The organism is Mesorhizobium koreense (assembly GCF_031656215.1).
GTDB lineage: Bacteria > Pseudomonadota > Alphaproteobacteria > Rhizobiales > Rhizobiaceae > Mesorhizobium_L > Mesorhizobium_L koreense.
Map to the genome: position 1 here is coordinate 3,214,769 of NZ_CP134228.1, position 25,010 is coordinate 3,239,778.

The 25,010-nt window shown below is 63.4% G+C and carries 19 protein-coding genes and 1 tRNA gene; 8 read left to right on the forward strand and 12 right to left on the reverse strand.

The features are described 5' to 3' along the window. Positions 1-745: 745 nt before the first annotated feature. Both uvrA and RBH77_RS15325 read left to right on the forward strand, forming a co-directional pair. Positions 746-3,667, forward strand: a complete 2,922-nt coding sequence (gene uvrA / locus RBH77_RS15320) for an excinuclease ABC subunit UvrA (protein WP_311028454.1) — start codon at positions 746-748, stop codon at positions 3,665-3,667. A gap of 169 nt (positions 3,668-3,836) precedes the next feature. Further along, positions 3,837-4,142 (forward strand): hypothetical protein, encoded by a 306-nt coding sequence (locus tag RBH77_RS15325; protein WP_311028455.1) that lies wholly within the window; start codon positions 3,837-3,839, stop codon positions 4,140-4,142. A gap of 55 nt (positions 4,143-4,197) precedes the next feature. Here RBH77_RS15325 and RBH77_RS15330 read toward each other — a convergent pair whose 3' ends face one another. From RBH77_RS15330 to RBH77_RS15350, 5 genes are all read right to left on the reverse strand, one after another. Beyond that, positions 4,198-5,139: a hypothetical protein gene (locus tag RBH77_RS15330; RefSeq protein ID WP_311028456.1), complete on the reverse strand. Its 942-nt coding sequence runs from the start codon at positions 5,137-5,139 to the stop codon at positions 4,198-4,200. Between the two features lie 70 nt (positions 5,140-5,209). Next, positions 5,210-5,992: a DUF4145 domain-containing protein gene (locus tag RBH77_RS15335; protein ID WP_311028457.1), complete on the reverse strand. Its 783-nt coding sequence runs from the start codon at positions 5,990-5,992 to the stop codon at positions 5,210-5,212. Between the two features lie 64 nt (positions 5,993-6,056). Continuing rightward, a complete protein-coding gene (locus RBH77_RS15340; RefSeq protein WP_311028458.1) occupies positions 6,057-6,446 on the reverse strand; it encodes a type II toxin-antitoxin system VapC family toxin in 390 nt (129 codons plus the stop codon). Beyond that, positions 6,443-6,958 (reverse strand): type II toxin-antitoxin system Phd/YefM family antitoxin, encoded by a 516-nt coding sequence (locus RBH77_RS15345; RefSeq protein WP_311028459.1) that lies wholly within the window; start codon positions 6,956-6,958, stop codon positions 6,443-6,445. Before RBH77_RS15345 ends, RBH77_RS15340 begins: the two co-directional genes overlap by 4 nt. 92 nt (positions 6,959-7,050) lie before the next feature. Beyond that, positions 7,051-7,713, reverse strand: a complete 663-nt coding sequence (locus RBH77_RS15350) for a hypothetical protein (RefSeq protein WP_311028460.1) — start codon at positions 7,711-7,713, stop codon at positions 7,051-7,053. A gap of 425 nt (positions 7,714-8,138) precedes the next feature. Between RBH77_RS15350 and RBH77_RS15355 the strand changes: the two genes are divergently transcribed. Beyond that, a complete protein-coding gene (locus RBH77_RS15355) occupies positions 8,139-8,456 on the forward strand; it encodes a hypothetical protein (RefSeq protein ID WP_311028461.1) in 318 nt (105 codons plus the stop codon). Positions 8,457-8,572: 116 nt separating this feature from the next. Next, on the forward strand, positions 8,573-9,376 hold the full coding sequence (locus tag RBH77_RS15360) for a DUF72 domain-containing protein (RefSeq protein ID WP_311028462.1): 804 nt from the start codon (positions 8,573-8,575) through the stop codon (positions 9,374-9,376). 326 nt (positions 9,377-9,702) lie between these two features. Here the strand turns inward: RBH77_RS15360 and RBH77_RS15365 are convergent. The 4 genes from RBH77_RS15365 to RBH77_RS15380 all read right to left on the reverse strand — a co-directional run bounded on the left by RBH77_RS15365 (position 9,703) and on the right by RBH77_RS15380 (position 13,245). Beyond that, positions 9,703-9,788: transfer RNA gene (locus RBH77_RS15365), tRNA-Leu, on the reverse strand. A 34-nt stretch (positions 9,789-9,822) separates the two neighbouring features. Next, positions 9,823-10,797 (reverse strand): alpha/beta fold hydrolase, encoded by a 975-nt coding sequence (locus RBH77_RS15370; RefSeq protein ID WP_311028463.1) that lies wholly within the window; start codon positions 10,795-10,797, stop codon positions 9,823-9,825. Positions 10,798-10,894: 97 nt separating this feature from the next. After that, the gene (locus tag RBH77_RS15375) at positions 10,895-11,287 is read right to left on the reverse strand and encodes a GFA family protein (RefSeq protein WP_311028464.1); all 393 of its coding nucleotides are present in this window, start codon (positions 11,285-11,287) and stop codon (positions 10,895-10,897) included. A 1,055-nt stretch (positions 11,288-12,342) separates the two neighbouring features. Next, positions 12,343-13,245 (reverse strand): LysR family transcriptional regulator, encoded by a 903-nt coding sequence (locus RBH77_RS15380; RefSeq protein WP_311028465.1) that lies wholly within the window; start codon positions 13,243-13,245, stop codon positions 12,343-12,345. Between the two features lie 76 nt (positions 13,246-13,321). Between RBH77_RS15380 and RBH77_RS15385 the strand changes: the two genes are divergently transcribed. Next, entirely contained in the window at positions 13,322-14,074 is a 753-nt protein-coding gene (locus RBH77_RS15385; protein ID WP_311028466.1) for a sulfite exporter TauE/SafE family protein, read from the forward strand. 23 nt (positions 14,075-14,097) lie between these two features. Here RBH77_RS15385 and ettA read toward each other — a convergent pair whose 3' ends face one another. Together ettA and RBH77_RS15395 are read right to left on the reverse strand one after the other, a co-directional pair. After that, a complete protein-coding gene (gene ettA / locus RBH77_RS15390) occupies positions 14,098-15,747 on the reverse strand; it encodes an energy-dependent translational throttle protein EttA (protein ID WP_311028467.1) in 1,650 nt (549 codons plus the stop codon). A 167-nt stretch (positions 15,748-15,914) separates the two neighbouring features. Continuing rightward, on the reverse strand, positions 15,915-16,628 hold the full coding sequence (locus RBH77_RS15395) for a nitroreductase (RefSeq protein WP_311032565.1): 714 nt from the start codon (positions 16,626-16,628) through the stop codon (positions 15,915-15,917). Positions 16,629-16,827: 199 nt separating this feature from the next. Here RBH77_RS15395 and RBH77_RS15400 point away from each other — a divergent pair, with 199 nt between their 5' ends. From RBH77_RS15400 to RBH77_RS15410, 3 genes are read left to right on the forward strand one after another with little or no spacing between them, the layout of a single operon-like run. After that, positions 16,828-19,281, forward strand: a complete 2,454-nt coding sequence (locus RBH77_RS15400; RefSeq protein WP_311028468.1) for a GcvT family protein — start codon at positions 16,828-16,830, stop codon at positions 19,279-19,281. A gap of 4 nt (positions 19,282-19,285) precedes the next feature. Beyond that, positions 19,286-20,485: a pyridoxal phosphate-dependent aminotransferase gene (locus tag RBH77_RS15405; RefSeq protein ID WP_311028469.1), complete on the forward strand. Its 1,200-nt coding sequence runs from the start codon at positions 19,286-19,288 to the stop codon at positions 20,483-20,485. Next, entirely contained in the window at positions 20,482-22,926 is a 2,445-nt protein-coding gene (locus RBH77_RS15410) for a GcvT family protein (protein WP_311028470.1), read from the forward strand. The genes RBH77_RS15405 and RBH77_RS15410 overlap by 4 nt, the downstream gene beginning before the upstream one ends. Before the next feature lie 306 nt (positions 22,927-23,232). On the opposite strand, the gene RBH77_RS15415 is transcribed toward RBH77_RS15410, so the two are convergent. Beyond that, positions 23,233-24,735: an NAD(P)H-hydrate dehydratase gene (locus RBH77_RS15415; protein ID WP_311028471.1), complete on the reverse strand. Its 1,503-nt coding sequence runs from the start codon at positions 24,733-24,735 to the stop codon at positions 23,233-23,235. Positions 24,736-25,010: the final 275 nt, after the last annotated feature.

A 25,010-nucleotide genomic window follows, 5' to 3' on the forward strand; every position in this document is an offset into this window, starting at 1 on the left:
GATGGGGTGTTTCAGAATTGGGGATGAAGACCACCATCCTCTCTCATCCTGAGGTGCGAGCGAAGCGAGCCTCGAAGGACGCACAGCCAAACCTGCCGCAGCTTCGGTCTACAAAAACTCGGCCCCGCCGCCGGTTTCACCCGGTCGCGCGGGGCTCTTGTGGTTTGACCATCATTCGCCGGCCATCCTGCCGGTGTTAACTCTCGGATGCGTCGCGGTGTTCAGCCGCCGATCCGACCAATAGTCTCTACGATGTGGGGGATATCGACAGCCGACTCAACGCCCTCGGCTTTACCCTTGGGGCGCGGCCTAAGCCTGCCGCGGCTCTGCGCTTCGGCAGAGCCGAAGGAGACTGTCCGGTGGATTCATGCCTCGCTCCTCTGTCCGTTGCGTCAACGTCCATCGATGCCCGGTCCACGCGGCTTGCGGCGCCTCGCAAGGTCCGGATGACGGCGAACCGCATCAATCGAGACACCCTTATTCTGGTGCCGATCACCCGCTTCGTCAAACTCTTCGGCTAATATTACAGCGAATGTGATCAGGCTTGCGGTCTTAAAGCTCCTGCCATAATGGTGTCAGCAGCCCGTTCGGCCTTTGTTCTTCGCGCTTGCCCCTTCCCGCGCAAAGGGGATAAACCTTGGCAGGAGCGTGGCGCGCGGCTCGACGCGGCAGCAAAAATACCTACATGAGGACTGGCCGGCTTCCCACCCGGCCATCCCGACATCCCGGACGAGAAAGCGGCAGCATGGCCGAGCATAAGATGATTTCGGTTCGCGGCGCCCGCGAGCACAATCTGAAAAACGTCGATCTCGACATCCCCCGCGACAGCCTGACCGTGATGACCGGCCTGTCGGGCTCGGGCAAATCCTCGCTCGCCTTCGACACGATCTATGCCGAGGGCCAGCGCCGCTATGTCGAGAGCCTGTCGGCCTATGCGCGGCAGTTCCTCGAGATGATGCAGAAGCCGGACGTCGACCAGATCGACGGTCTCTCGCCGGCCATCTCCATCGAGCAGAAGACGACCTCGCGCAATCCGCGCTCGACCGTCGGCACGGTCACCGAGATCTACGACTATATGCGGCTTCTCTTCGCCCGCGTCGGCATCCCCTATTCGCCGGCAACCGGCCTGCCGATCGAGAGCCAGACCGTCAGCCAGATGGTCGATCGCGTGCTAGCGCTGCCGGAAGGCACGCGGCTTTATCTCACCGCGCCGATCGTCCGCGGCCGCAAGGGCGAATACAGGAAGGAACTCGCCGAGCTGCAGAAGAAGGGCTTCCAGCGCGTCAAGGTCGACGGCACCTTCTACGAGATCGCCGACGTGCCGGCGCTCGACAAGAAATACAAGCACGACATCGACGTGGTCGTCGACCGGCTCGTCGTCCGCCCGGACATCGCCACACGCCTGGCGGATTCGCTGGAAACGGCGCTGAGGCTCGCCGACGGGCTCGCCATCGCCGAAATGGCCGATAGGCCGCTGCCGCCCGAGGAAACGGCGGAAGGCGGCGCCGCCAACAAGTCGAAGAACGAGACGCATGAGCGGCTTCTCTTCTCGGAGAAATTTGCCTGCCCCGTCTCAGGCTTCACCATCCCCGAGATCGAGCCGCGGCTCTTCTCCTTCAACAATCCCGCCGGCGCCTGCCCGACCTGCGACGGGCTCGGCAGCCAGCGCGCCATCGACGCGATGCTGATCGTTCCGGACGAGAACCTGACGCTGCGGGGCGGCGCCGTCGCGCCATGGGCGAAATCGACTTCGCCCTACTATACGCAGACGCTGGAAGCGCTCGGCGCCGCCTACGGCTTCAAGATCGGCGACAAGTGGAAGGACATTCCGCAGGAGGGCAAGGACGCCATCCTGAACGGCACCGGCGAGCGGCAGGTGTCGTTCAACTACGATGACGGCTTGCGCGCCTACAAGACGACCAAGACCTTCGAGGGCGTGATCCCGAATCTCGAACGTCGCTGGAAGGAGACGGATTCGGCCTGGATGCGCGAGGAGATCGAGCGCTTCATGTCGGAGACGCCCTGCCCCGCCTGCCACGGTTTTCGCCTCAAGCCCGAGGCGCTGGCGGTAAAAATCGCCGGCCTGCATATCGGCGAGGTCACCGCCATGTCGATCCGCAAGGCGAATGCCTGGTTCGCCGACCTGCCCGGCCAGCTCACGGCCAAGCAGAACGAGATCGCCGCGCGCATCCTGAAGGAAATCCGCGAGCGCCTGCGCTTCCTCAACGATGTCGGCCTCGACTACCTCACGCTGTCGCGCAATTCCGGCACGCTGTCGGGCGGCGAGAGCCAGCGCATAAGGCTCGCCTCGCAGATCGGCTCCGGCCTGACCGGCGTGCTCTACGTGCTCGACGAGCCGTCCATCGGCCTGCACCAGCGCGACAACGCCCGTCTGCTCGACACGCTGAAGCACCTGCGCGACATCGGCAACACGGTGATCGTGGTCGAGCATGACGAGGACGCCATCCTGACCGCCGACCATGTCTTCGACATCGGCCCGGCCGCCGGCATCCATGGCGGCCGCGTGGTGGCGGCAGGCACGCCGGCCGAGATCATGGCCAATCCCGCTTCGCTGACCGGCCAGTATCTTTCCGGCGCGCGCGAGATCCCAATCCCGACCGAAAGGCGGCCGCTCAAGAAGAAGCGCATCCGGATTGTCGGCGCGCGCGGCAACAATCTGCGGAACATCACCGCCGAAATCCCGCTCGGCACCTTCGCCTGCGTCACCGGCGTTTCGGGCGGCGGCAAGTCGACGCTCCTGATCGAGACGCTGTTCAAGGCCGCCTCGCGCCGCATCATGGGTTCGCGCGAGCATCCGGCCGAGCACGACCGCATCGAGGGTCTGGAGTTTTTGGACAAGGTGATCGACATCGACCAGTCGCCCATCGGCCGCACGCCGCGCAGCAACCCGGCCACCTATACCGGCGCTTTCACCCCGATCCGCGACTGGTTCGCCGGCCTGCCGGAAGCGAAGGCGCGCGGCTACCAGCCCGGCCGCTTCTCCTTCAACGTCAAGGGCGGCCGCTGCGAGGCCTGCCAGGGCGACGGCGTCATCAAGATCGAGATGCACTTCCTGCCCGACGTCTACGTCACCTGCGACGTCTGCCACGGCAAGCGCTACAACCGCGAGACGCTGGAGGTCCTGTTCAAGGGCAAGTCGATCGCCGACGTGCTCGACATGACGGTGGAGGAAGCGGCCGAATTCTTCGCCGCCGTGCCGGCGGTGCGCGACAAGATGCAGACGCTGGCCAAGGTCGGCCTCGGCTACATCCATGTCGGCCAGCAGGCGACGACGCTTTCGGGCGGCGAGGCGCAGCGGATAAAACTCGCCAAGGAACTGTCGCGCAAGGCCACCGGCAAGACGCTCTACATCCTCGACGAGCCGACCACCGGTCTGCATTTCCACGACGTGGCCAAGCTTCTCGAAGTGCTGCACGAGCTGGTTGACCAGGGCAACACGGTCGCCGTGATCGAGCACAACCTGGAAGTCATCAAGACCGCCGACTGGATCCTCGACCTCGGCCCCGAAGGCGGCGACGGCGGCGGCGAACTGGTCGCCTCCGGCACGCCCGAGGACGTGATGGCGGAGAAGCGCAGCTATACGGGGCAGTTTTTGAAGGAACTGATGGAGCGTCGGCCGGGGAGGAAGAGAGAGGCGGCGGAGTAAGGCTGACGGCACATCGCTAGTCGCGGCTCATCCTCGGGCTGGGCGCGGGGGGTCCATCCTGACCGGCTACACCCCGGCCGCCTCTTGTTTAGCTATATGCCCGTTCCCATCTAGATGGGCTGCTCTGCGGGGCGGATACTTGCGCTATGTTTCAGGGAAGGAGAAAAACATGGGTGGCGCTAAGGCGGCAATGATGGAGCATGAAGAGAATCTAGCGATGGCTGCTTCCTACCTAGTGGCCATCGGAAGGTTGGAAAGCTGTGAGGCTCACGGCACCATTTTCGGCGGAGCTGCTTGGGACCTCGAAGATGACTTCTACAAACAGGTCATGAACGACCGGAACCGTGGCGCTAAGGGGCCGGTTCCATGGGCTGCCGATATGAAAGCCCGCGATTACACTGACCTCCTCAAGGAAGCCTATGAAAACCATCGAGGCGAAGCATGTTTCGCTTGTGAGAAAAATATGGCCGACTAATCTGAAATCAAACCTATGGGACGTCGAGCAATCGACGTCCCATTGTGTCACGCTGTCATACTCCTTTCGCAGGTCCACCAGTAAGCGCCTCAAGCCGTTTCATAAGCATGTCTTCCAAGGAGGTGAGATTCTTGTACTCAGGGCAGTTGTAGGCGGCGATGTCGAAATGGATTTTAGTTCCAGCCCTTCTGTACATCGTAACCCGCCTGCTTAGCGCGTGAGCGTATCCTATTTCGTAATACACGCTCGGCCTTTCGCCCGTGATGTCCGCTATCAAGAACTCCGCTGTTTTGATCTCGTCAAGTATGCGTTGGGTGATGATGTCTTCGTGCTCGATGTCATCGGCTCGGAGCGCCTTTATGCCGAAGCGTTTGAAGCACTCCTTTATCTTATTGCACGCATCTTCCAGTTCGGGATGCTCCGGCGAAATCCACATCAGTATGAACGCGGTATCTGGCCTAATGCCCGCCGCAACAGCCCCGGTACCGCCGACAAGAAGTTCCTTCCCCTCCGGTGGCTTTAAATCAGCAAGCTCCAAGCGGTCGACGAGCCCGTTGAACCACGAGGTGTAATCCTGTTTAGCCTTATCAGGGTCAGAAATGTCAGTAGTTTCGTGGGCCGGTTGAAGGCCAAGAACTGATCCCTCATCGTGCAGAACTTCAACATCACGCCAGCCGAAGTCACGAAACTTCAGTGCCGACCGCATCCCCTTTAGCGCGTGACCAGCTGCGCGTTCGTCCACCTCTGTCAGCAACGGCGAACGTCGGATGACAGGAGCGATCTGCTGGGCCAGTCCCGCTAAGCGCGAAGCCAAAGAATGAGCTTCTGCCTGCACCTCTGTAGGCAACTTGGACCAGTAGTCCACATATCTGTCTGAGTAATAGCTAAAGGGGCTATCGTCCTTGTCTTCTTTCCACTCCCCATTTTGCTTCAGGTAGTCACCAGCGTGACCAAAATACGCCATCGCATCGTGATACACTTGCGTTAGTTGTTCCATTATTGAATTCTGATCCATTATCCTGCCCGCGTTTATCGAAGGATGTACCGCCAAATACGCGCCATTTTTTTTAGACCTTCTTGTCGCGCGCCTCTATCGCAGCAAGTGCGTTCGGGGGAAGCGTGGCATAAACCTCATCAACGTGCTTCGGCTCGGAGATCATCTTTTCCGCTATCAAATTTAGCAGACTGAACAGGCTCTCGGCCGTTGCCTGATCATCACGGAGATCAATGCTTCCCGGATGAACGGCGTTGTTTCCGATTACACGGACGGCGTCCAACGCTTTCTGAATACGACTATCTAGTCCCGCCTTCACAAGCGCCGCGATATCGTCATTGATGTTCTTCCCCGGCTGGCCGAGCTCTCTACATAGCTTCTGAATGCAGAGGCGCACCAAGGCCGCTGCACCACGGGGCGAAAGGTCTAGGATCGTGCTGGCTTCATCGTAGTCGCGCCGAATTTCGTCCGGCAGATCGGGGTTTGCGGGCGGTGCTTCTCCTCGTTGGGGATACACCATTCTGTCGTAAATCCAGATGGAAATGTCGTCGCAATTGAAGCACTTGGAAACTTGAAAATTTTCAAATTGAATTCGGACATAGTCGCTGTCCGACAGTTCTTCTAAGAAGGGTGTTCCAGCTTTCCTCTTATCGCGCCACTTGATCATCATGGCGCGAAATTCCTTGTCCTCAATATCGGAAAAGTCGCGGTCATCGTCGCGAGAGATAAATGTCGGAAGAGGATAATCGTCTTTCCGCCCCTTCACGTAGGCGTCATACCAAAATTGCTTCGCGAGAGCGCCGCAATGAGGACAGTTGAACGCCGTTTCCCGTATCGAAGGTGACACATATTTCATTTGTTCGTCTTACCCCTCGCCGTAATGTGAAACGTGCAAATCAAGCAAAATTTCGCAAGGCGATCTACACCCACACCACCTCCACGCCCAACTCCCCCAACCACCTGTCCTTCGACACCAGCGTCAGCCCCTCTACCACCGCCTGAGCGGCCAGCATCCGGTCGAACGGATCGCGGTGCTCGCGGCCGTACGCCCCCGCCCGTATCGCGTGCCTGGCGGAGAGCGGGAGAAGGTCGAACCCCTCAGCCGCGATCACCTCCTCGAAGGCGCCGACCAGAGGCTCCACCTCCGGCCAGCGTCCCCGGTGATGCTTGTAGGACATTTCGTAGGCGGACACGGCGCTTGCGAATATCCGTGCATCCGGATCGGCAAGGATTTCTCGCACCGTGACCGGCAGGAGTTCGGGAAAATAGAGCCACCAGAACAGCGCGTGGGTATCGAGCAGAGCCCTCACCGGCCGCCGTCGTCCGAATATTTGCCTTCCCAGGCGTCTAGTTCATCATCCGTCAGCGGCTGGTCAAACAGGTCGGGCGGCAGGCTGCCGCGTAGATGCGCGAAGCGGCCGGCCACGCGCGGTTTCTTTTCCACTGGCACCACCTTTGCCACCGGCTTGCCATTCTTCATGATCGTGTATTCCCTGCCCTGCTCCACCGCCTCACGGAGGCCGCCGGCATCGTAACCGGCCGGCGTCTCTTCGCCAAAGCCGACGCGGCCGACCATATCGTCCCATTCTTGCGGGAAGCGCCGATAATAGGCGGCGATGTCATCCTTGTGGATATAATCATCCGGTGCGTGCTCCCACGGCTCCATCTCGACCGGCGGCAACACTTCGCCGCTCGTCCGCATTCGCACCAGCCGCACCGCCGGCTTGTTGCGGCGCGCGATGACGATCTCCTCGCCGGCCTCGGCGCGAGCGACGAGGTCGGAAAGCTGCGTCTTGGCGTCGTGCATGTTGATCGTGGCCATCCCTGCAATATAGCTAGGAACTTAGCTAAGATCAACGAAGGTTCGGTACCCTTCCCTTGTCCCACAGGGGGAGAAGGGACCCCCCGAACCCCTCACTCCCCCAGCATGGTGTCCGCAATGCTGTAGCAATGGCTCGCCTGGTAGGCGTTCCGCCCCCGGTTCATGTGCGTGAGGTTGAACGTGCGGATGGCGCGCAGGGCGCGGGGGTTCGCAATGAATTGGCGGATCGAGGCGGCGCCGCGCACCTTGACGACGAACATGTCGGCGCCGCGCGGGAAGAAATGGCTGACATTCTCCGGCGTCGCGACGCTCTGCTCGAGAAAGGACTCGTCCAGCCGGTCCGGCGTGGCCGAACCATCCGTGGTGAAATCCGACAGGTGCAGGATGAACCGGGCGCCGAGGTCGTCGTCCCGGGCATAGAGCGTGAAAAGCTCCATCCAGCTCGCATTGACGCGGATGAGCGGCTTGTCCGAGGTCGACGGCAGGCAGGAGACCGACCAGTAGGTGCGCTCTGTCCTGCGCGGGATCGGAATGCAGTTCGGACCGTATATTCCGAGGATCGCCAGCACTTCCTTTGCCTGCGGGCGACGAAGCAGTTTCTCGAACCGGACGGCATATTTGAAGCGGTGCTCCAGGGATTCCGAGCGCTCGCCCGCGTCCGGCAAGTCGGCCTTGCCCTCTATCCAAGCGCGCTGCTGCTCAGGATCGAGGAATTGCCGGATACCGGTGGTTCTGGGGCGAGAAGTCGTGGCCATGTCAGGCGCCCTGCGAAATTCGTGTTCGTATCATCCGCCGGATCCTGTTCCCGTTTAGGTGGTTGCGGCGGTTGATAGCGCATCAACGCGTTATATTTTGCAAGCGGAGGAACGGCCAGGGTCGTCGTCCTGGGGCAAGTGGAGCCCCCGGGTCTTGTCTTCGGCAAGCCCGAGGACAGGCTCCGCGGAACGCGACCCAGGGATCCATGCCGGAACCTTTGCCGAATAACGCAGCGGTCCGGAACCTTGGCGTTCGCGCCCGGCCGCTTTCGTTCGGGCATGGATCCCGGCTCTCGCCGCGCGGCCTGCGGCCGCTCGGCAGCGGCCGGGATGACGAAGCGCGTGATTTCCCTCGCCCCTTTTATCCACCCTCCTCCACCCAGCGCTAAAATCCCGCCGCCCTGAATGGGTCCGGAGGACGCTCGATGAACTGGGATGCTGCGATCGAGAAAAACCGGGAGGCACTGAAGCGCGTGCTGGCCATGCTCATCGCCATGGCGGGGCTGGCTGGCGTTGATCCCAAGTCCCCCTCCCCCTTGTGGGGGTCCGAAGGACGGGCGAGACAAGTGGCTCTCCCCGGCAAGGCTAGGGGTAGGGGTAATCGCCGTGTCTGGCCGTTGCGTCCCGGTCGCCCGCCCGGCCATCGCCCGGCCAATAGCGGGCCCCGCCACGAGGTCCACGAAATCCTTGACGTCACCCACGGCCTGGCGTTCTGGGCGCTGGAAAAACCCGACACCTCATGAACGCCCCACGGCTATGGGTATATGTCAGCAATGTTTCATTCCGGGTGGACAAGCGTCGTCCGCCCGCGCACCCTCGCGTCCGCATCAATTCGCCCCGTCGATTCAGGAGTAGCAGCGTGGCAAAATCTGGAACGATCCGCGCAGGCATGGGCGGCTGGACCTTCGAGCCATGGGATACGTCCTTCTATCCCGACAAGCTGCCGAAGGCGAAGCAGTTGCATCATGCCTCTCGGGCTGTGCCGACCATCGAGGTCAACGGCACCTATTATTCGACCTTCAAACCGGCCACTTTCGCCAAATGGGCGGGCGACGCGCCGGAAGGTTTTGTCTTCTCGCTGAAGGCTATCCGCTTTTCCACCAATCGCCGGGTGCTGGCGGAGGCGGGCGAATCCGTCGGGCGCTTCCTCGGCTCAGGCGTCTCCGAACTTGGCGACAAGCTCGGGCCGATCCTCTGGCAGTTCGCACCGACCAAGAAATTCGACCCCGACGATTTCGGCGCGTTCCTGGCGCTCTTGCCCGAGAAACAGGACGGCGTGAAGCTGCGCCACGCGGTCGAGGTGCGCAACGACTCCTTCGTCGTGCCGGAATTCGCCGCCCTCCTGCGCAAGCACGACGTCGCGGTGGTCTATGCCGACCATGAGAAATATCCGGCCATCGCCGACGTGACCGGCGATTTCGTCTATGCCCGCCTGCAGACCGGCTCCGACGACATCCCGACCTGCTATTCCGAAAAGGCGTTGGACGAATGGGCCGCACGGGCGAAGCTGTGGGCCGAGGGCAAGGCGCCCGACGATTTGCCGCTTGCCGATCCCTCGACGCATGCGCCAGTCAAGCCGCGCGACGTGTTCATCTATTTCATCACCTCGGGCAAGGTGCGCGCGCCGCACGGAGCGATGGCCTTCATGAAGCGGGTCGCCTAAACATGTCGCGGACCGGCGGTTGCGGCTCCGGGTCGGGACCTGGAAACGGCTCCGGGCGCGGCGGGATCGGATTCGGTATCGGGCGCGGCTGCGTGCCGGCCCGTTTCGGCGGCTCGCGGTTTTCGTCCGGATTGGGGTTCGGCTCCTCGTCGGGCAGTAAATCCGGGTCGGGCTCCTTGACGTCCGGCTTCCAGCTGGGCGGCGGAGGCGGTGTCGCAGGCGGATCGGGTGGGCGCGGATCGGGCATGGCCAACTCCTTTGGCCGCATAACGACGGTTCGACGAAGGGGTTCCGACGCGCCGAATTGTTACGGAAAGAGTTGAAGCTGGTGCTGGCGGCGGGGATCGAACCCGCACGGGCAAGGCCCGAGGGATTTTAAGTCCCTTGCGTCTACCAATTCCGCCACGCCAGCGCCGGGAAACGGGTAGACGAGGCGGGCGTCCCGATCAAGCCGCAAACGCACGCGCCGCGATGCGACGGATGAAGGCCACCGTCTGTTCCGGTAGCGCATGCTGCAGCATATGACCGATGCCGGAGACGATTTCGAGGTCGAGCCCCTTCACCTTGCCTTCCATGGCAAGGCCGTGCTGTTCGTAGTTCAGCACGCGGTCGGCGTCGCCGAAGAGGATGCCGACCGGCATCCGCAATTCGCCGTAGCGTGCCTGCAATCGCCGCAGATCGCGCCCCGAACTGCAGAAATCGGTCGAGGTCGCGTAGAAATGGCTGGGCCGCAGGCCGAGCATGGCGCCACCCGCCACCGCGTAGTCTTCCGGCGGCTGCTGCGGCCCGAAGACGAAGTCGAGCACGGCCGGCGCGTTCTTGATGGAGCGCGGCGCCGACACCGTCCAGGCGATCAGTCGCCGCTTCCGGGGCGAGGTGATGAAAAGCGGCCGGAACCCTTCCGGGATACCGCCGCCGAAATGGGTGAGTGGCGAGATCAGCGCCAGACCGGACACGTCGTCCGGATAGTCGAGCGCCGTCTGCAAGGCGATCGCTCCGCCGAGCGAGTGGCCGACGAGCAAGGGCTTCTCCAGCCCGAGCGTCTCGATGAAACGGTGAACGGCCTTGGCTTGATCTATCAGCCGCCCGTCGCTGCCGTCGGTGCGGGTCGACCAGCCGGAGCCGGCCCGGTCGAGCGCGATCAGCCGATAGCCGGGACCGAAATTGCGGATCACCGGATAGAGGAAATGATGGAGCGTACCGCCGAGCCCGTGGATGAAGAGGATCGGCCGCCCCTCGCCCTGCTCGACATAGTGGATACGGTTGCCGTCAACGGTGATGAACTTGCCGGCAGGCGGCACTGCCTTCTCGGCACGGCGGGCGATGCGGCGCGTGACGAAATAGAGATAGAGCACGACGATGATCGCCGCCACGGCGAGCGCCAGCAGGATGCCGATGACGACCGTCAGGATTTCGAACATGCGCCCTGCTCTCCCCTTATTCGGCGCCGAGCATACCGGGCCGACGCGTTACGGCAAGCCGGCTTCCGCTTCCATCCACGGCGCACGGTCGCCTGCCTCATGCGGGTGGCCATTCCTCATATTGCGGCAACCCGTCTTCGAGGATGAGCCAGGGCTGTTTCGCCGAGATGAAAATGTGCATCCGGGGCCGAAACAGCGACGGGTCGTCAAGCGTACCGGAGCCGACACCGACGGTCCCGCTCGACAGGCGCCGGGTGAAGAGGGTGGTGCCGCATTCCGGGCAGAAACCGCGCTGCAGATCGGGCGAGGAGTGCGACCAGCGCGCCGGCCCCTCGATCGCCACATCGGCGCCAGCAAAGAGCAGACGTGCGTTGAAGGCCGCGCCGACCGCCTTCTGGCAGAGCCGGCAATGGCAGACGCGCTCGTTGACCGGAGCTGCCTTCGCCCGGTAACGCACCTTCCCGCACAAACACCCGCCGGCATAGAGCATTCGGATCCTCCTTTCGTGGTCCTGTTTCTTGTGGGGCGGAATGCACCGGGCCGCAAGGCGAGGATGCGATGGCCGGCACGGGCGTTGGAGCACTTCCGTGTTCGTAATCGCCCATGCTTGGTGCTCACCACGCTGCCTGTCGGCCCTGGCCATTGTCAAGAAACCGGGAAGCGGGGCGCGATGCCGTGCCTTCCGAATTGAAATAGGTGGCGCGACAATCGCGCCCCGCCGGCGATTTCTGTTCCCGCCTGTTCCGCTGCTCCCCGAGCCTCACCCTGAACCTGCCGAAGGGTAGTCACTCCGAACAGGTTCAGCGCTCGTCCCGGGGTCTGTGTACCTTCTACCGGCACGCAGGGGTCATAGTGCCCCCAGGGGAACCTCCAGGCGGAACCTCCCCGGCCATGATGCCACGTCAGCATCACGGCGGAGGCGCCGGCTCCTCTCCACGCAATCACCGTCATGATCGGTGTTCCCGATGGGAGGAACTGACAGGGAGTATGGATGAAGGGCAGAGGGCGTGGAGAAAGAAAGACGAAGAAAATATGGAAAGCGCGGAGATCAGCAGCTTCCGGAGGCAGGCAGGCGCGATCCTGTCCACGTTTGGCGGGAGACCAACCACTTCGTCATTCCTGACCTCGTGAGCGACTGAAAGGAGCGGAGAGTGTCGGGAATCCATGCCGTGGCCTTGCGGACGAACACCCCCATGCCTGAGGCGAACCCGTTCTGAACCTCCGGCTCGCCACACCATCGCTCAGGCCTAGATTCCCGACACTCCCCGCTCCTTCCAGTCGCTCACGAGGTCGGGAATGACGGCGTTTTCATCGACCCTTCCGACAATCGCCGAGAATGGGGAGCCGCCACGCTTCCGCGCCCTTCCAGAATAGGCCTCGGACAGGCCGCCCTCACAGCGTTCGGGCTGCCTTCCGGGACGACGCGCAGGGTGTGGTTTGCCGCCCCAGGTCTTCCGAGCTTCGCGCTGCCCGGAAATCCAAATGACGGTACAAAGAAAACACATCCACCAATCGTCGGATGCCGGCGATAACTCTCACTTTCGTTCATCCCTGGCTCGAATTCGTGGCAACCGCACGGAGATGTTCGAACAGAAGCCGGGCATGGGGCGACAGTTCGTCCTGGCGGCGGCAGCACAAGGCCAGCCGGCGGTGCCCCCATAGCTCGGCCAGCGGTACGGCACGCACCGCCATTCCCTCCAGTTCCGGCAGAGTGCTTTCCGGCAGAACGGCAACACCTACCCCGGCCTCGACCATGCGGCAGACGTCACCTATGCCGCGAAGCCGAACGCGGTAGGAAAGGCGCGCGCCACGTCGCACGGCGTGCTCCGCCAGGTGACGATCGAGCGCGGTTTCCATGATACCGACGAGGGGCTCGCGCAGCAGATCGGTAAATGTGACGTCCTTTCCGCTCGCCAGCGGATGGGACGACGCCGCCACGAGAAAAAGCCTGTCCTCGACGAGCGGATGCAGGCTCAACCCGCCGGCATCCACGACATCGGCGATGACACCCAATTCGGCCGCGCGTTCGGTCACCAGCCTGACGATCTCGGTGCTCGGTTGCTCCTCGATATCGATATCGAGGCCTGGGTGCTCCAACAGGAACCGCCCCATTGCGCGCGGCAGGAAGCCGAGTAGCGCGCCGGTGTTGGAAAGAAGGCGGATGCGGCCGCGCGCTCCTTTTGCGAAGCCGCTGAGTTCGTCCCGCATCCGCTCCGTGCTAGCCAGGATATCCTCCGCATGGGCGAGCAGAGCCAGTCCGGCTTGCGTCGGCCGCACGCCGCGCGGAACACGCTCCAGGAGGGAAGCGCCAAAGGCCGCTTCAAGCCCGCTGATGCGTTCGCTGGCCGAAGCGAGAGCCAGATGCACGGTTTCCGCTCCACGCGTGATCGAGCCGCCGCGGACGGCGGCGACAAATAGGCGAAGATCGGTCAGATCGAAACGCACCATAGGCTTCGTTATATCCGAAGGATACCATCGTGAAAGCCCGCTGGCACGAAAAGCCCGTCGGGAGCATTTTCGTGAGATGGAGCATGATCTTTTCCTCCTTGGTGCCGGGTTTGTCGGCGCGTTGATGAACGCCCTTGCCGGCGGCGGCTCGTTCGTCACCTTGCCCGCACTGATCGCCGTCGGCGTACCTTCGGTCGAGGCGAATGCGTCGAGCACGGTGGCGCTATGGCCCGGTGGCGCCGCAAGCGCCTGGACCTATCACGAAGGCAGGCAGCGCATATGCGGAATCGGAACGGGCCTGATGCTGGCCGTAACGCTCGCGGGCGGCTTCGCCGGCAGCCTGCTTCTGCTGTGGACGCCCTCCTCGTCCTTCAACGTGATCCTGCCTTGGATGCTTCTGCTGGCGACACTCGCGCTTGCCTTCGGGCGCCGGATCGGGCCGGCGCTGCAAGGCCGCCTGAACGGGCGGCGCGGCCCGGTGGTGCTGATCCAGTTCGCGCTCGGCGCCTATGGCGGATATTTCGGCGGCGCCGTAGGCTTGATGATGGTAGCGGCGTGGTCCGCTCTCGGCGAACACGAAATAAAGATGCTGAACGGCCCGCGAACATTGCTCGTCAGCGCCGCCAACACGATCGCGGTCGTGACCTTCGCGTTCGCCGGCGCGGTTCGTTGGCCGGAGACGCTGGCGATTCTGGTCGGCGGATTGGCCGGCGGCTTCGCGGGCGCCAAGATCGGCCGCGCAGTCCCCGCCCATGTGGCCTGCGTGGCGACACTGTTCTGGACGGCAGGCGTGACCCTGGTCTTTTTCTCGCGCGCGTATCTCGGCTAGGAACGCGCCCGAGAAGAAGCCTCCTACCGCGTCAGCCGCTTATACGTCATCTTGTGCGGGTTGAGCGCCTCTGGGCCCAACCTCCGCGCCTTGTCGGCCTCATAGTCCTCGAAATTGCCCTCGAACCATTCGACATGGCTGTCGCCTTCGAAGGCCAGCATGTGGGTGGCCATGCGGTCGAGGAACATACGGTCGTGGCTGATGATGACGGCGCAACCGGCGAAGCTTTCGAGCGCGTCTTCGAGTGCTGCCAGCGTTTCCGTATCGAGGTCGTTGGTCGGTTCGTCGAGGAGGAGCACGTTGCCGCCGTTCTTCAGCATCTTTGCCAGATGCACCCGGTTACGCTGACCGCCGGAGAGATTGCCGACCTTCTGCTGCTGGTCGCCGCCGCGGAAGTTGAAGGAGGAGCAATAAGCCCTTGAATTCACCTCGTGCTTGCCAAGCTTGATCACCTCGGCACCGCCGGAGATTTCCTCCCATACGGTCTTGGCCGGATCGAGCGTATCGCGGCTCTGGTCGACATAGCCGAGCTTGACGGTCTCGCCGATGCGAACCGAGCCGGCGTCGGGCTTTTCCTGCCCGGTGATCATCTTGAAGAGCGTCGTCTTGCCGGCGCCGTTCGGGCCGATGACGCCGACAATGCCGCCGGGCGGCAGCTTGAATTCGAGATCGTCGATCAGGAGCGTATCGTCAAAACCCTTCGACAGGCCGTCCACCTCGATCACCACGTTTCCGAGCCGCTCGCCATGCGGGATGACGATCTGAGTATCGGAGGGGCGGCGCTTGTCGGCTGCGTCCAGAAGCTCCTCGAAGGCCTTGATGCGGGCCTTCGACTTGGACTGCCGGGCCTTGGGCGAGGAGGCGATCCACTCGCGCTCACGGCCGATAGCCCGCTGGCGCGCGTCGTCCTCGCGGCCCTCCTGCTTCAGGCGCTTGGCCTTGGCGTCCAGATAGGCGGTGTAGTTGCCTTCGTAGGGGATGCCCCGGCCGCGGTCGAGCTCGAGGATCCAGCCGGTGACGTTGTCTAGGAAGTAGCGGTCGTGGGTGATGATCATCACGGCGCCCGGATAGGCGCGCAGATGCTTTTCGAGCCACGCCGTCGTCTCGGCGTCGAGGTGGTTGGTAGGCTCATCGAGCAGCAGGAGATCTGGCTGTCGCAGCAGAAGCTGGCAGAGCGCTACGCGGCGGCGCTCGCCGCCCGAGAGATTGGTGACGTCGGCGTCCTTCGGCGGGCAGCCGAGCGCCTCCATCGCCATCTCCACCTGCTGCTCGAGGTCCCACAAATTCAGCCGGTCCATCTCGTCCTGGAGATGCGCCGATTCGTCGGCCGTTTCGTCGGAATAGTTCATCATGAGTTCGTTATAGCGTTCGACGATGGCGGTCTTGGCGGCGACACCTTCCATGACGTTGCCGAACACGTCGAGCGCCGGGTCGAGCTGCGGCTCCTGCGGCAGGTAGCCGACGGTCGCGCCTTCGGCGAGCCAGGCCTCGCCGCTCCACTCCTTGTCGAGCCCGGCCATGATCCTGAGCACGGTCGACTTGCCGGCGCCGTTTGGCCCGAGGATGCCTATCTTGGCGTCCGGGTAGAAGGACAGATGGATGTTCTCGAGCACCTTCTTGGTGCCGTAAGCCTTGGAGAGGCCCGACATGTGATAGATGAACTGGCGTGCCACGCGCGCTTTTCCTGTGGTTGGGACTGAAAGGAGAGTTGCGCGCTATTTAGGCGATGCGGGGATGGGGGGCAATGGCGAAAGCGGACCGCCCCTGCAAGCTCTGTAACGGCCCGTCGAAGAAAGCCGCTTCTCGATGCGTATCGACTGCCAGGAAGCGCGAAAGCCTGCTATTTGAAGAATTTGACCCATTCGTCGACCGGCTCGCGCTCGGTGCGCAGAGTATTCTCCGGCTTGGACGTGTCCTCGTAGCCGAGCGCCATGCCGCACACGACAATCTCTTCATCCGGTATGCCAAGAACCGGCCGTATCTGGTTGTGATAGGGCGCGAACGCCGCCTGCGGGCACGTATGCAACCCCCTGCCCCGGGCGGCGATCATGATCGACTGCAACAGCATGCCGTGATCGACCCAAGAGCCTTGGTTCAGCCGCCGGTCGATGGTGAAGATCATGCCGACCGGCGCGTCGAAGAAGACGAAATTGCGATCATGCTGGGCGCGCATCTGGTCGACGTCGCGCTTGCCGATGCCAAGCGCGCCGTAAAGCGAATATCCCACCGCGCGGCGCCTCGCATAGTAAGGCTCGAAGAACTTGTCGGGATAATATTTGTATTCGTCCCACTTCGCCTTTTCCGCGCGGATGCCGGAATTCATGACGGCGTCGGTGATCTTCTGCTTGGTCTCGCCGGTCGCGACATAGCCTTTCCAGGGTTGCATGTTGGTGCCGGAGGGCGCCCGCGAGGCGACTTCCAGGATTTCGCGGATGATTTTCTCGTCCACCGGGTCCGGCAGGAATGCGCGCACGGACCGTCGCGAGGTGATGGCCTCGTCGACGATCGCCGCTTCCTCGTCCTGCGTCAGGTTCCTGTTGTCCGGCGCCAGCATTTCATGTCCCTTCGAGCCGTCCGCGATCCGGTCCGAGGTCCGAATCTGGCCGACTTTTGCCGCCTTCGCGCCTGCGAAGCAATGCCAGAGCCAGCGATTCGCCTCTGCCAAGGCCAAAGATCGCTTGAAAAGCCGGGCGTGGGAAGGCGTATTCGAAATTTCGAGCCGCGCGGATATCATGACCAAAGGAGGAGAAAAAATGGCGAAAGTCCCGCCCACCGCGCGCGTGGTGATCATCGGCGGCGGCGCGATCGGCGTCTCCTCGCTCTATCATCTGGCAAAAGCCGGCTGGACCGACTGCGTGCTTCTCGAGAAGAACGAACTGACCTCCGGTTCGACCTGGCATGCCGCCGGCAATGTGCCGACCTTTTCCGCCTCATGGTCGGTCATGAACATGCAGCGCTATTCGACCGAGCTTTATCGCGGGCTCGCGGCCGAGACCGGCTATCCGATGAACTACCACGTCACCGGCTCGCTGCGGCTCGCCCACACCGAGGAACGCATGCGCGAGTTCCGGCGCGTGCGGGGCATGGGCCGTTACCAGGGCATGGAGATCGAGATCGTCGGCGAAAACGACATCAGGAGCCGCTACCCGTTCATCGAGACGGACGGGCTCGCCGGCGCGCTCTACGACCCGAGCGACGGCGATATAGACCCGGCGCAGCTGACGCAGGCGCTGGCCAAGGGCGCGCGCGATATGGGCGCGACGATCGTCCGCTTCTGCCCCGTCACGGGGGTGCGGCGCGACATGGGCGAATGGGTCATTACGACGCCGGACGGCGAAATCCGCTGCGAATATGTGGTCAATGCCGCAGGTTATCGCGCCGGCGAAGTCGGGCGGATGTTCGGGCGCGACGTGCCGATCATGGTGATGAGCCACCAGTACATCCTGTTCGAGGAAATACCGGAACTGAAGGCGTGGTCCCAGCAAGCCGGCCACAAGCTGCCGCTGCTCCGCGACGTCGACACGTCATGGTACCTGCGGCAGGAGAAATACGGCATGAATCTCGGCCCCTACGAGAAAGGTTGCCGCGCGCATTGGGCTTCGCCCGACGACCCGATGCCGGAGGATTTCTCCTTCCAGCTCTTCCCCGACGATCTCGACCGACTGGAATGGTATTTGAACGACGCCGCCGAGCGCATCCCTATCCTCGGCACGGCAGGCGTCTCCAAGGTCATCAATGGCCCGATCCCCTACGCGCCGGACGGCAATCCGCTGATCGGGCCGATGCCCGGCGTGCCCAATGCCTTCGAGGCCTGCGTCTTCACTTTCGGCATCGCGCAAGCCGGCGGTGCCGGCAAGGTACTGGCCGAATGGGTCACGGAGGGCCGTACGGAATGGGACATGTGGTCGTGCGATCCGCGCCGCTTCACCGCCTTCGCGTCGGCTCCCGACTACGCCGTTGCCAAGGGCATGGAAGTCTACGGCCACGAATATGCCATCCACTTCCCGCGTCACACATGGCCGGCCGCGCGGAACAGGAAACTCTCCCCTATCCACGACCGGATCGCAGATCTCGGCGCTCAATTCGGCGCCTATAATGGCTGGGAACGCGCCAACTGGTACGCGGCACCGGGCGACGACATCTCCGAAGCCTCGACCCAGACCTTCCGCCGCGACGGCCCCTGGCAGGAGCGTATCCGCGAAGAGTGCCTTGCCGTGCGCGATGCCGCCGGCATCCTCGATCTTCCCGGCTTCTCGCGGTTCCGTCTGCAGGGAGACGGCGCGCGCGTGTGGCTGTCCTCGCTCATCACCGGCGTGGTCCCGAAGCCCGGTCGCATAGGCCTCGGCTATTTCGCCGACGATGACGGCCGCATCGTCACCGAAATGTCGATCATGGCGCTGGAGGAAGATTTCTTCTTCCTCATCACGGCGGCAGCCGCAGAACTTCACGATTTCGAATGGCTCCAGAAACACTTGCCGGAGAAAACGGAACTATCGCTCAAGAACATGACGGAAGCCTTTTCCTGCCAGATCCTGAGCGGTCCCAATTCACGGAAAATCCTCGCTGAAATCTGCGACGGCGATCTGTCGCTTCCATGGCTCTCGCATCAATCCTGCAGGATCGCGGATCGCTGGCTTCAGCTCGTGCGCGTTTCCTTCGCCGGCGAACTCGGCTGGGAAATCCATACGCATATGGCCGATACGCCCTCCATCTTCGACGCAATATGGGAAGCCGGCCAAGGTCACGGCCTGAAACCCTTCGGCATGTTCGCGCTCGACTCGCTCAGGCTGGAGAAAGGCTACCGCGCCTGGAAGCAGGACCTTTCCACCGACTACACCATCCTTCAGGGTGGGCTCGACCGCTTCGTCAAATGGGATAAGCCCGATTTCAAGGGCAAGGCCGCGCTCCTGAAGGAAAAACAGAAGGGCGTAACCAAGCGTTTCGCGACACTGGTTCTCGACAATCCCGGCGAATGCGACGCGCCCTACATGTCGACGCTCTGGCATGGTGAAAAGATCGTTGGCGAGACGTTGTCAGGAGGCTGGGGCCACAGAGTGGACAAGTCGCTGGCGCTCGGCATGCTGCGCTCCGACCTGACAGAGCCGGGAACGCGGGTGGAGGTCGAGATTTTCGGCGAGCGCTTCGCCGCCACTGTACAGCCCGGCCAGGCGGTCTGGGACCCGACAAACGAAAGAATAAGAGCCTGACAACATGCCAAAACCCTCTTCTCGCATTTCCGGCATAAGCCCTTCCGGCAAGGACGGCTGGGAGGTGCATTTCGCAGCCCTTGCCCGCTATCAGGCCGGCGAGGACATATTGATGCTGTCGGTCGGAGACCATGATTTCGACACGCCGTCGGAAACGGTCGAGGCCTGCGTAACGGCCGTCCGCTCGGGCCATCATCATTACACCCAACTGCCCGGCCTGCCGCCCCTGCGCGAAGCCATGGCGAAGATCGCCAGCGAGGCGACCGGCGTACCGACGACAGCTGGCGAGGTGCTCGCCACCCCCGGCGGCCAGTCCGCGCTCTACGCCGCCGTTCAGGCGACGCTCGATCCGGGCGACCATGCGGTCGTCGTGGCGCCCTATTACGCGACTTATCCCGGCACGTTCCGCGCCGCCGGCGCGAGCTTCACCGTGGTCGAGGCACGCGCTGAGGACGGTTTCCAGCCTGACGCGAAGGCCGTCGAGGAGGCCGTCCGGCCGAACACCCGCGCCATCCTCATCAATACCCCGAACAACCCGACCGGCGCCGTCTATACGCGCGGGACGCTGGAGGGGATCGCGGAGATCTGCCGCAAGCACGATCTCTGGCTCTTCTCCGACGAGGTCTACTGGACACTTGCCGGGGCGGAGCCGCATCTGTCGCCGCGCGCGCTGCCCGGCATGAAGGAACGGACGCTGGTCATCAATTCCCTGTCGAAGAGCCACGGCATGACCGGCTGGCGCATCGGCTGGCTGACCGGCCCGGCCGACCTGATCCGTCTCGCCATCGGCCTCAACCTTGTCTCCACCTATGGGCTGAACGACTTCGTCAGCCGCGCCGCGATCGAGGCGCTGGAGAACCGCTACGGCGTGGACGAGATCGCCGCGCGCTACGCCGCGCGCCGCGATATCTTCCTTGGGGAGATGCGCGGCTTCAACGCAGTCACGGTGCGCGGCTCGGAAGGCGGCATGTATGTCATGCTCGACATCCGCGCCGTCGAGCCTGATTGCGAGCGTTTCGCCTGGGCGCTGCTCGAAGCCGAGAAGGTCGGGGTCATGCCCGGCTCCAGTTTCGGCGAGGCGGCGGCAGGCCATATCCGCATCAGCCTCTGCCAGCCGGACGAATTGCTCAAGGAGGCAGCAAAACGGCTGCGGCGCTTCATTTCCGCCTATCCCGGTGAGAACAAATCAAGGGCCGCTTCATGAGCGACCTCCCCACCCGTGCCCGCGTCGTCATCATCGGCGGCGGCGTTTCCGGCTGCTCCGTCGCTTATCACCTGACCAAGCTCGGCTGGAAGGACGTCGTTCTTCTCGAACGCAAGCAGCTTACCTGCGGCACCACATGGCACGCGGCGGGGCTTGTCGGCCAGTTGCGCGGCTCGAAGAACATGACGCGGCTCGCTAAATACTCGGCCGATCTCTACGTCAAGCTCGAAGCCGAGACCGGCATCGCCACCGGCATGCGCCAGGTCGGCTCGATCAGCGTCGCGCTCACCGAGGAGCGCAAGCATGAGCTTTATCGGCAGGCAACGGTCGCCCGCGCCTTCGATATCGACGTGCGTGAAATCTCGCCGGCAGAAGTCAAGGAGATGTACCCGCATCTCAACATCGACGGCGTCGTCGGCGCCGTCCATCTGCCGCTCGACGGGCAATGCGACCCGGCCAACATCGCCATGGCTCTCGCCAAGGGCGCAAGGCAGCGCGGCGCGAAGATCGTCGAGGGCGTCAAGGTCTCGGACGTATTGGTGAAGAACGGCCGCGTCGCCGGTGTTTCATGGAAAAAAGACGGCGAGCGCGGTGAGATCGCGACCGACATCGTCGTCAACTGCGCCGGCATGTGGGCGCGCGAGTTCGGCGCGAAGTCGGGCGTCACGATCCCGCTCCACGCCTGCGAGCATTTTTATCTCATCACCGAGCCGATCGAAGGCCTCGGCCGCCTGCCGGTGCTGCGCGTGCCCGACGAATGCGCCTACTATAAGGAAGACGCCGGCAAGATGATGCTCGGAGCCTTCGAGCCGAAAGCCAAGCCGTGGGGGATGGACGGCATCCCGGAAGATTTCTGCTTCGACCAGTTGCCGGAAGATTTCGCTCATTTCGAGCCTATCCTGGAAATGGGCGTCAACCGACTGCCGATGCTCGGCACGGCCGGCATCCACACCTTCTTCTGCGGGCCGGAGAGCTTTACGCCGGACGACCGCTACTATCTTGGCGAGGCGCCCGAACTTTCCGGCTACTGGGTCGCCGCCGGCTACAATTCCATCGGCATCGTCTCGTCCGGCGGCGCCGGCATGGCGCTGGCGCAATGGATCAACGATGGCGAGCCGCCCTTCGATCTCTGGGAAGTCGATATCCGCCGCGTCGAGCCGTTCCAGAGGAACCGCCGCTATCTACGCGAGCGCGTTTCCGAGACGCTCGGTCTGCTCTATGCCGATCATTTCCCATACCGGCAGATGGCGTCCGCGCGCGGCGTGCGGCGCTCGCCGCTCCACGAGCACTTGAAGGCACTGGGCGCGGTCTTCGGTGAAGTCGCCGGCTGGGAGCGGGCCAACTGGTTCGCACACGAAGGGCAGGAGCGCGAATACCGATATTCGTGGAACAGGCAGAACTGGTTCGAGAACAACCGCGAGGAGCATTTGGCCGTTCGCAACGGCGTGGGCCTCTTCGACATGACCTCATTCGGCAAGATCCGAGTGGAAGGCCGCGACGCACTTTCCTTCCTGCAGCGCCTTTGCGGCAACGACCTCGACGTGCCCGCCGGCCGCATCGTCTATACCCAGATGCTGAACGAGCGCGGCGGCATCGAAAGCGACCTGACCGTCACGCGGCTATCGGAGACCGCCTTCCTGCTCATCGTACCGGGCGCGACGCTCCAGCGCGACCTCGCTTGGCTGAGAAAACACCTCCGCGACGAGTTCGCCGTCGTCACCAATGTCAGCGCGGCCGAAGCAGTGCTCTGCCTGATGGGGCCGAACGCGCGGAAACTGATACAGAAAATCAGCCCCGACGATTTCTCCAACGAGGCGCACCCGTTCGGCACGGCGAAGGAGATCGAGATCGGCATGGGCCTCGCCCGCGCCCACCGCGTCACCTATGTCGGTGAGCTCGGCTGGGAGCTCTACGTCCCGTCCGAGCAGGCGGTGCATGTCTTCGAGACGATCACGGAAGCTGGCGCGGAGACCGGCCTGAAACTCTGCGGGCTGCACGCGCTCGATTCCTGCCGCATCGAGAAGGCGTTCCGCCATTTCGGTCACGACATCACCGACGAGGACCATGTGCTGGAAGCCGGGCTCGGCTTCGCGGTAAAGCTGAACAAGGGCGATTTCACCGGCCGCGACGCCGTGCTGCGCAAGAAGGATGCCGGCCTGTCGCGCCGGTTGGTTCAGTTCCGGCTGACCGATCCGGAACCGCTTCTCTTCCACAATGAGGCGATCCTGCGCGACGGAAAAATCGTCGGCACGATCACGTCCGGCAATTACGGCCATCATCTCGGCGGCGCGGTCGGTCTTGGCTATGTGCCCTCGGAGGGCGAGAGCGCGGCTGATGTGCTCGGCTCGCGTTACGAGATCGAGATCGCCGGCGAACGCTTCCCGGCGGAAGCATCGCTGAAACCGATGTACGATCCGAAAGCGGAGCGGGTCAGGGCGTAGTCAGTCGAGCGCCGGCCGTTGTTGCGGTGCGTCCTTCGAGGCTCGCTTCGCTCGCACCTCAGGATGAGGGAGACGGAGCCATGGCGCCAGACGAGAGAGACGGAGCGAGCACTCCAGCGCCGGGATGAGGGATGTGGCTTCAACATTCCGTGCCGCTTTCTGGCAAGCTGCCGGACCTCAACAACGCCATATCCAATGCCTCAGGACCTGGGATGACGAATACTCACCTCCCTCATCCTGAGGTGCGAGCGAAGCGAGCCTCGAAGGACGCACAAAGCCTGCCATCGGGGACGACGCGCGACAGGGCTACGAAGCAGCCCCGTAAACCTCCGCCAGCACCCTCGGCAGCAGACCCGGCAAATCCTCCGCGATCAGCCCGGCCCCGAAACGGCTGCCGGCCTCGGCGTGCATCCACACCGCGGCGCAGGCTGCTTCGAAGGCCGGCATGCCCTGCGCGAGTAGTCCGGCGGTTATGCCGGCGAGCGCATCGCCTGATCCCGCCGTCGCGAGGAAGGGCGTGCCGTTGGCGTTGATGGCCGCGCGTCCGTCAGGTGCGGCGATCACCGTGTCCGGCCCCTTGTAGACGACGACTGCGTGGGAGCGCTCCGCCGCCCGGCGCGCCCTGTCGAGCTTGGAGAGGGCCCCGTCCTTGGCAAGCCCGGGGAAAAGCCTGGCGAACTCGCCCTCATGCGGCGTCAGCACGAGCGGAGGCGCATGTCCCGAGCCGGCTGTGATGAAGAGAGAGGCGGGCGCATCCTTGAACGAGGTAATGCCGTCGGCGTCGAGCACCAGCCCGCCGCAGTCCCCGTTTTCCAGTATCGCGAGCGCCAGTTCGCGTGTCCTTTCGCCGACGCCGAAGCCCGGCCCCAGCACGAAAGCGTTCGGCTTGCGCCGTTCGATGAAAGCATTGAGATCGTCTCGATCCCTCACCTTCGCCAGCATGATCGCGGTCAGGTGCGATGCATTGACCAGCATCGCTGCAGCAGGCGACAGCACCGTGACCGCCCCTGCCCCGACCCTCGCCGCGGCCATCGCAGCCAACCGCGCCGCGCCGGTCGCCGACGGCCCGCCTGAAAAGACGCAGGCATGGCCACGTTTGTACTTGTGCGTATCGACGTCCGGAAACGGCAGCGCGTGCATCCAGAGCGCCGGGAGGTTTTCGAAGGTGCTTGGCAGGACCTTTTCCAGAATCTCGTCCCGAATGCCGATGTCGGCTACCACCGTCTCCCCGCAATAGTCGCGGCCGGGATAAAGCAAATGCCCCGGCTTCAGCCGGAAGAACGTGACGGTCAAATCCGCGCGCGGCGCGATGCCGAGCATCTTGCCGCTCGCTCCGGAAATGCCGGAGGGAAGATCGACGGCGACCACAGCCGCACCGGAACGCTCGATTTCGGCGATTGCATCCGCTGCCACTCCGGCAATTGGCTTGGAAAGTCCCGCGCCAAAAAGCGCGTCGATCACCACCTCACCGGCACCAGCGCGGAATTCACCGAGCGGCTGTGGCACTACCGGGCATTCGCCGGCGGCGCCGGCCGCATCCGTGCCGGGCTTCGGCGCCGCCATGCTCCAGACGCGGACCTCCATGCCGGCTTCCGCCAGCAGGCGCGCCACGACATAGCCGTCGCCGCCATTATTGCCCGGCCCGCAAAGGACGTGAGCGGCAGCGGCGTCGGGAAAGCGTTCCAGAATAGCCGCTGCCACCGCCGCGCCGGCCCGGCGCATCAGTTCGATGCCGGCGAGCGGCCCCGCCCCAATGGCAAGCCGGTCGACTTCGGCCATCTCATCCGGCATCAGCAGTTCATGCGTCATCGTTCATTCGCTCCCGATCCGACCGTGGGGGATCGTGGTGACCATAGGGCGCTTTCCGGCGTTGCCGCAATCATCGGCGGCTTGCGCCGGCGCTCCCTAAGCGGCCGCACATAGGCCAGTCTGCCTAGAAAATAGGCAATATGCCCTGTTTCCAATCAGGAACATCTGCAGGCTAAGGCGGAACGGCCGCCAAATAATCGCTTTTAGCGCCGGAATGACGTATCAGTCCTGGCCGCGACACCACCCAGCGACAGCAACCGCTCCCGAACGGTTTG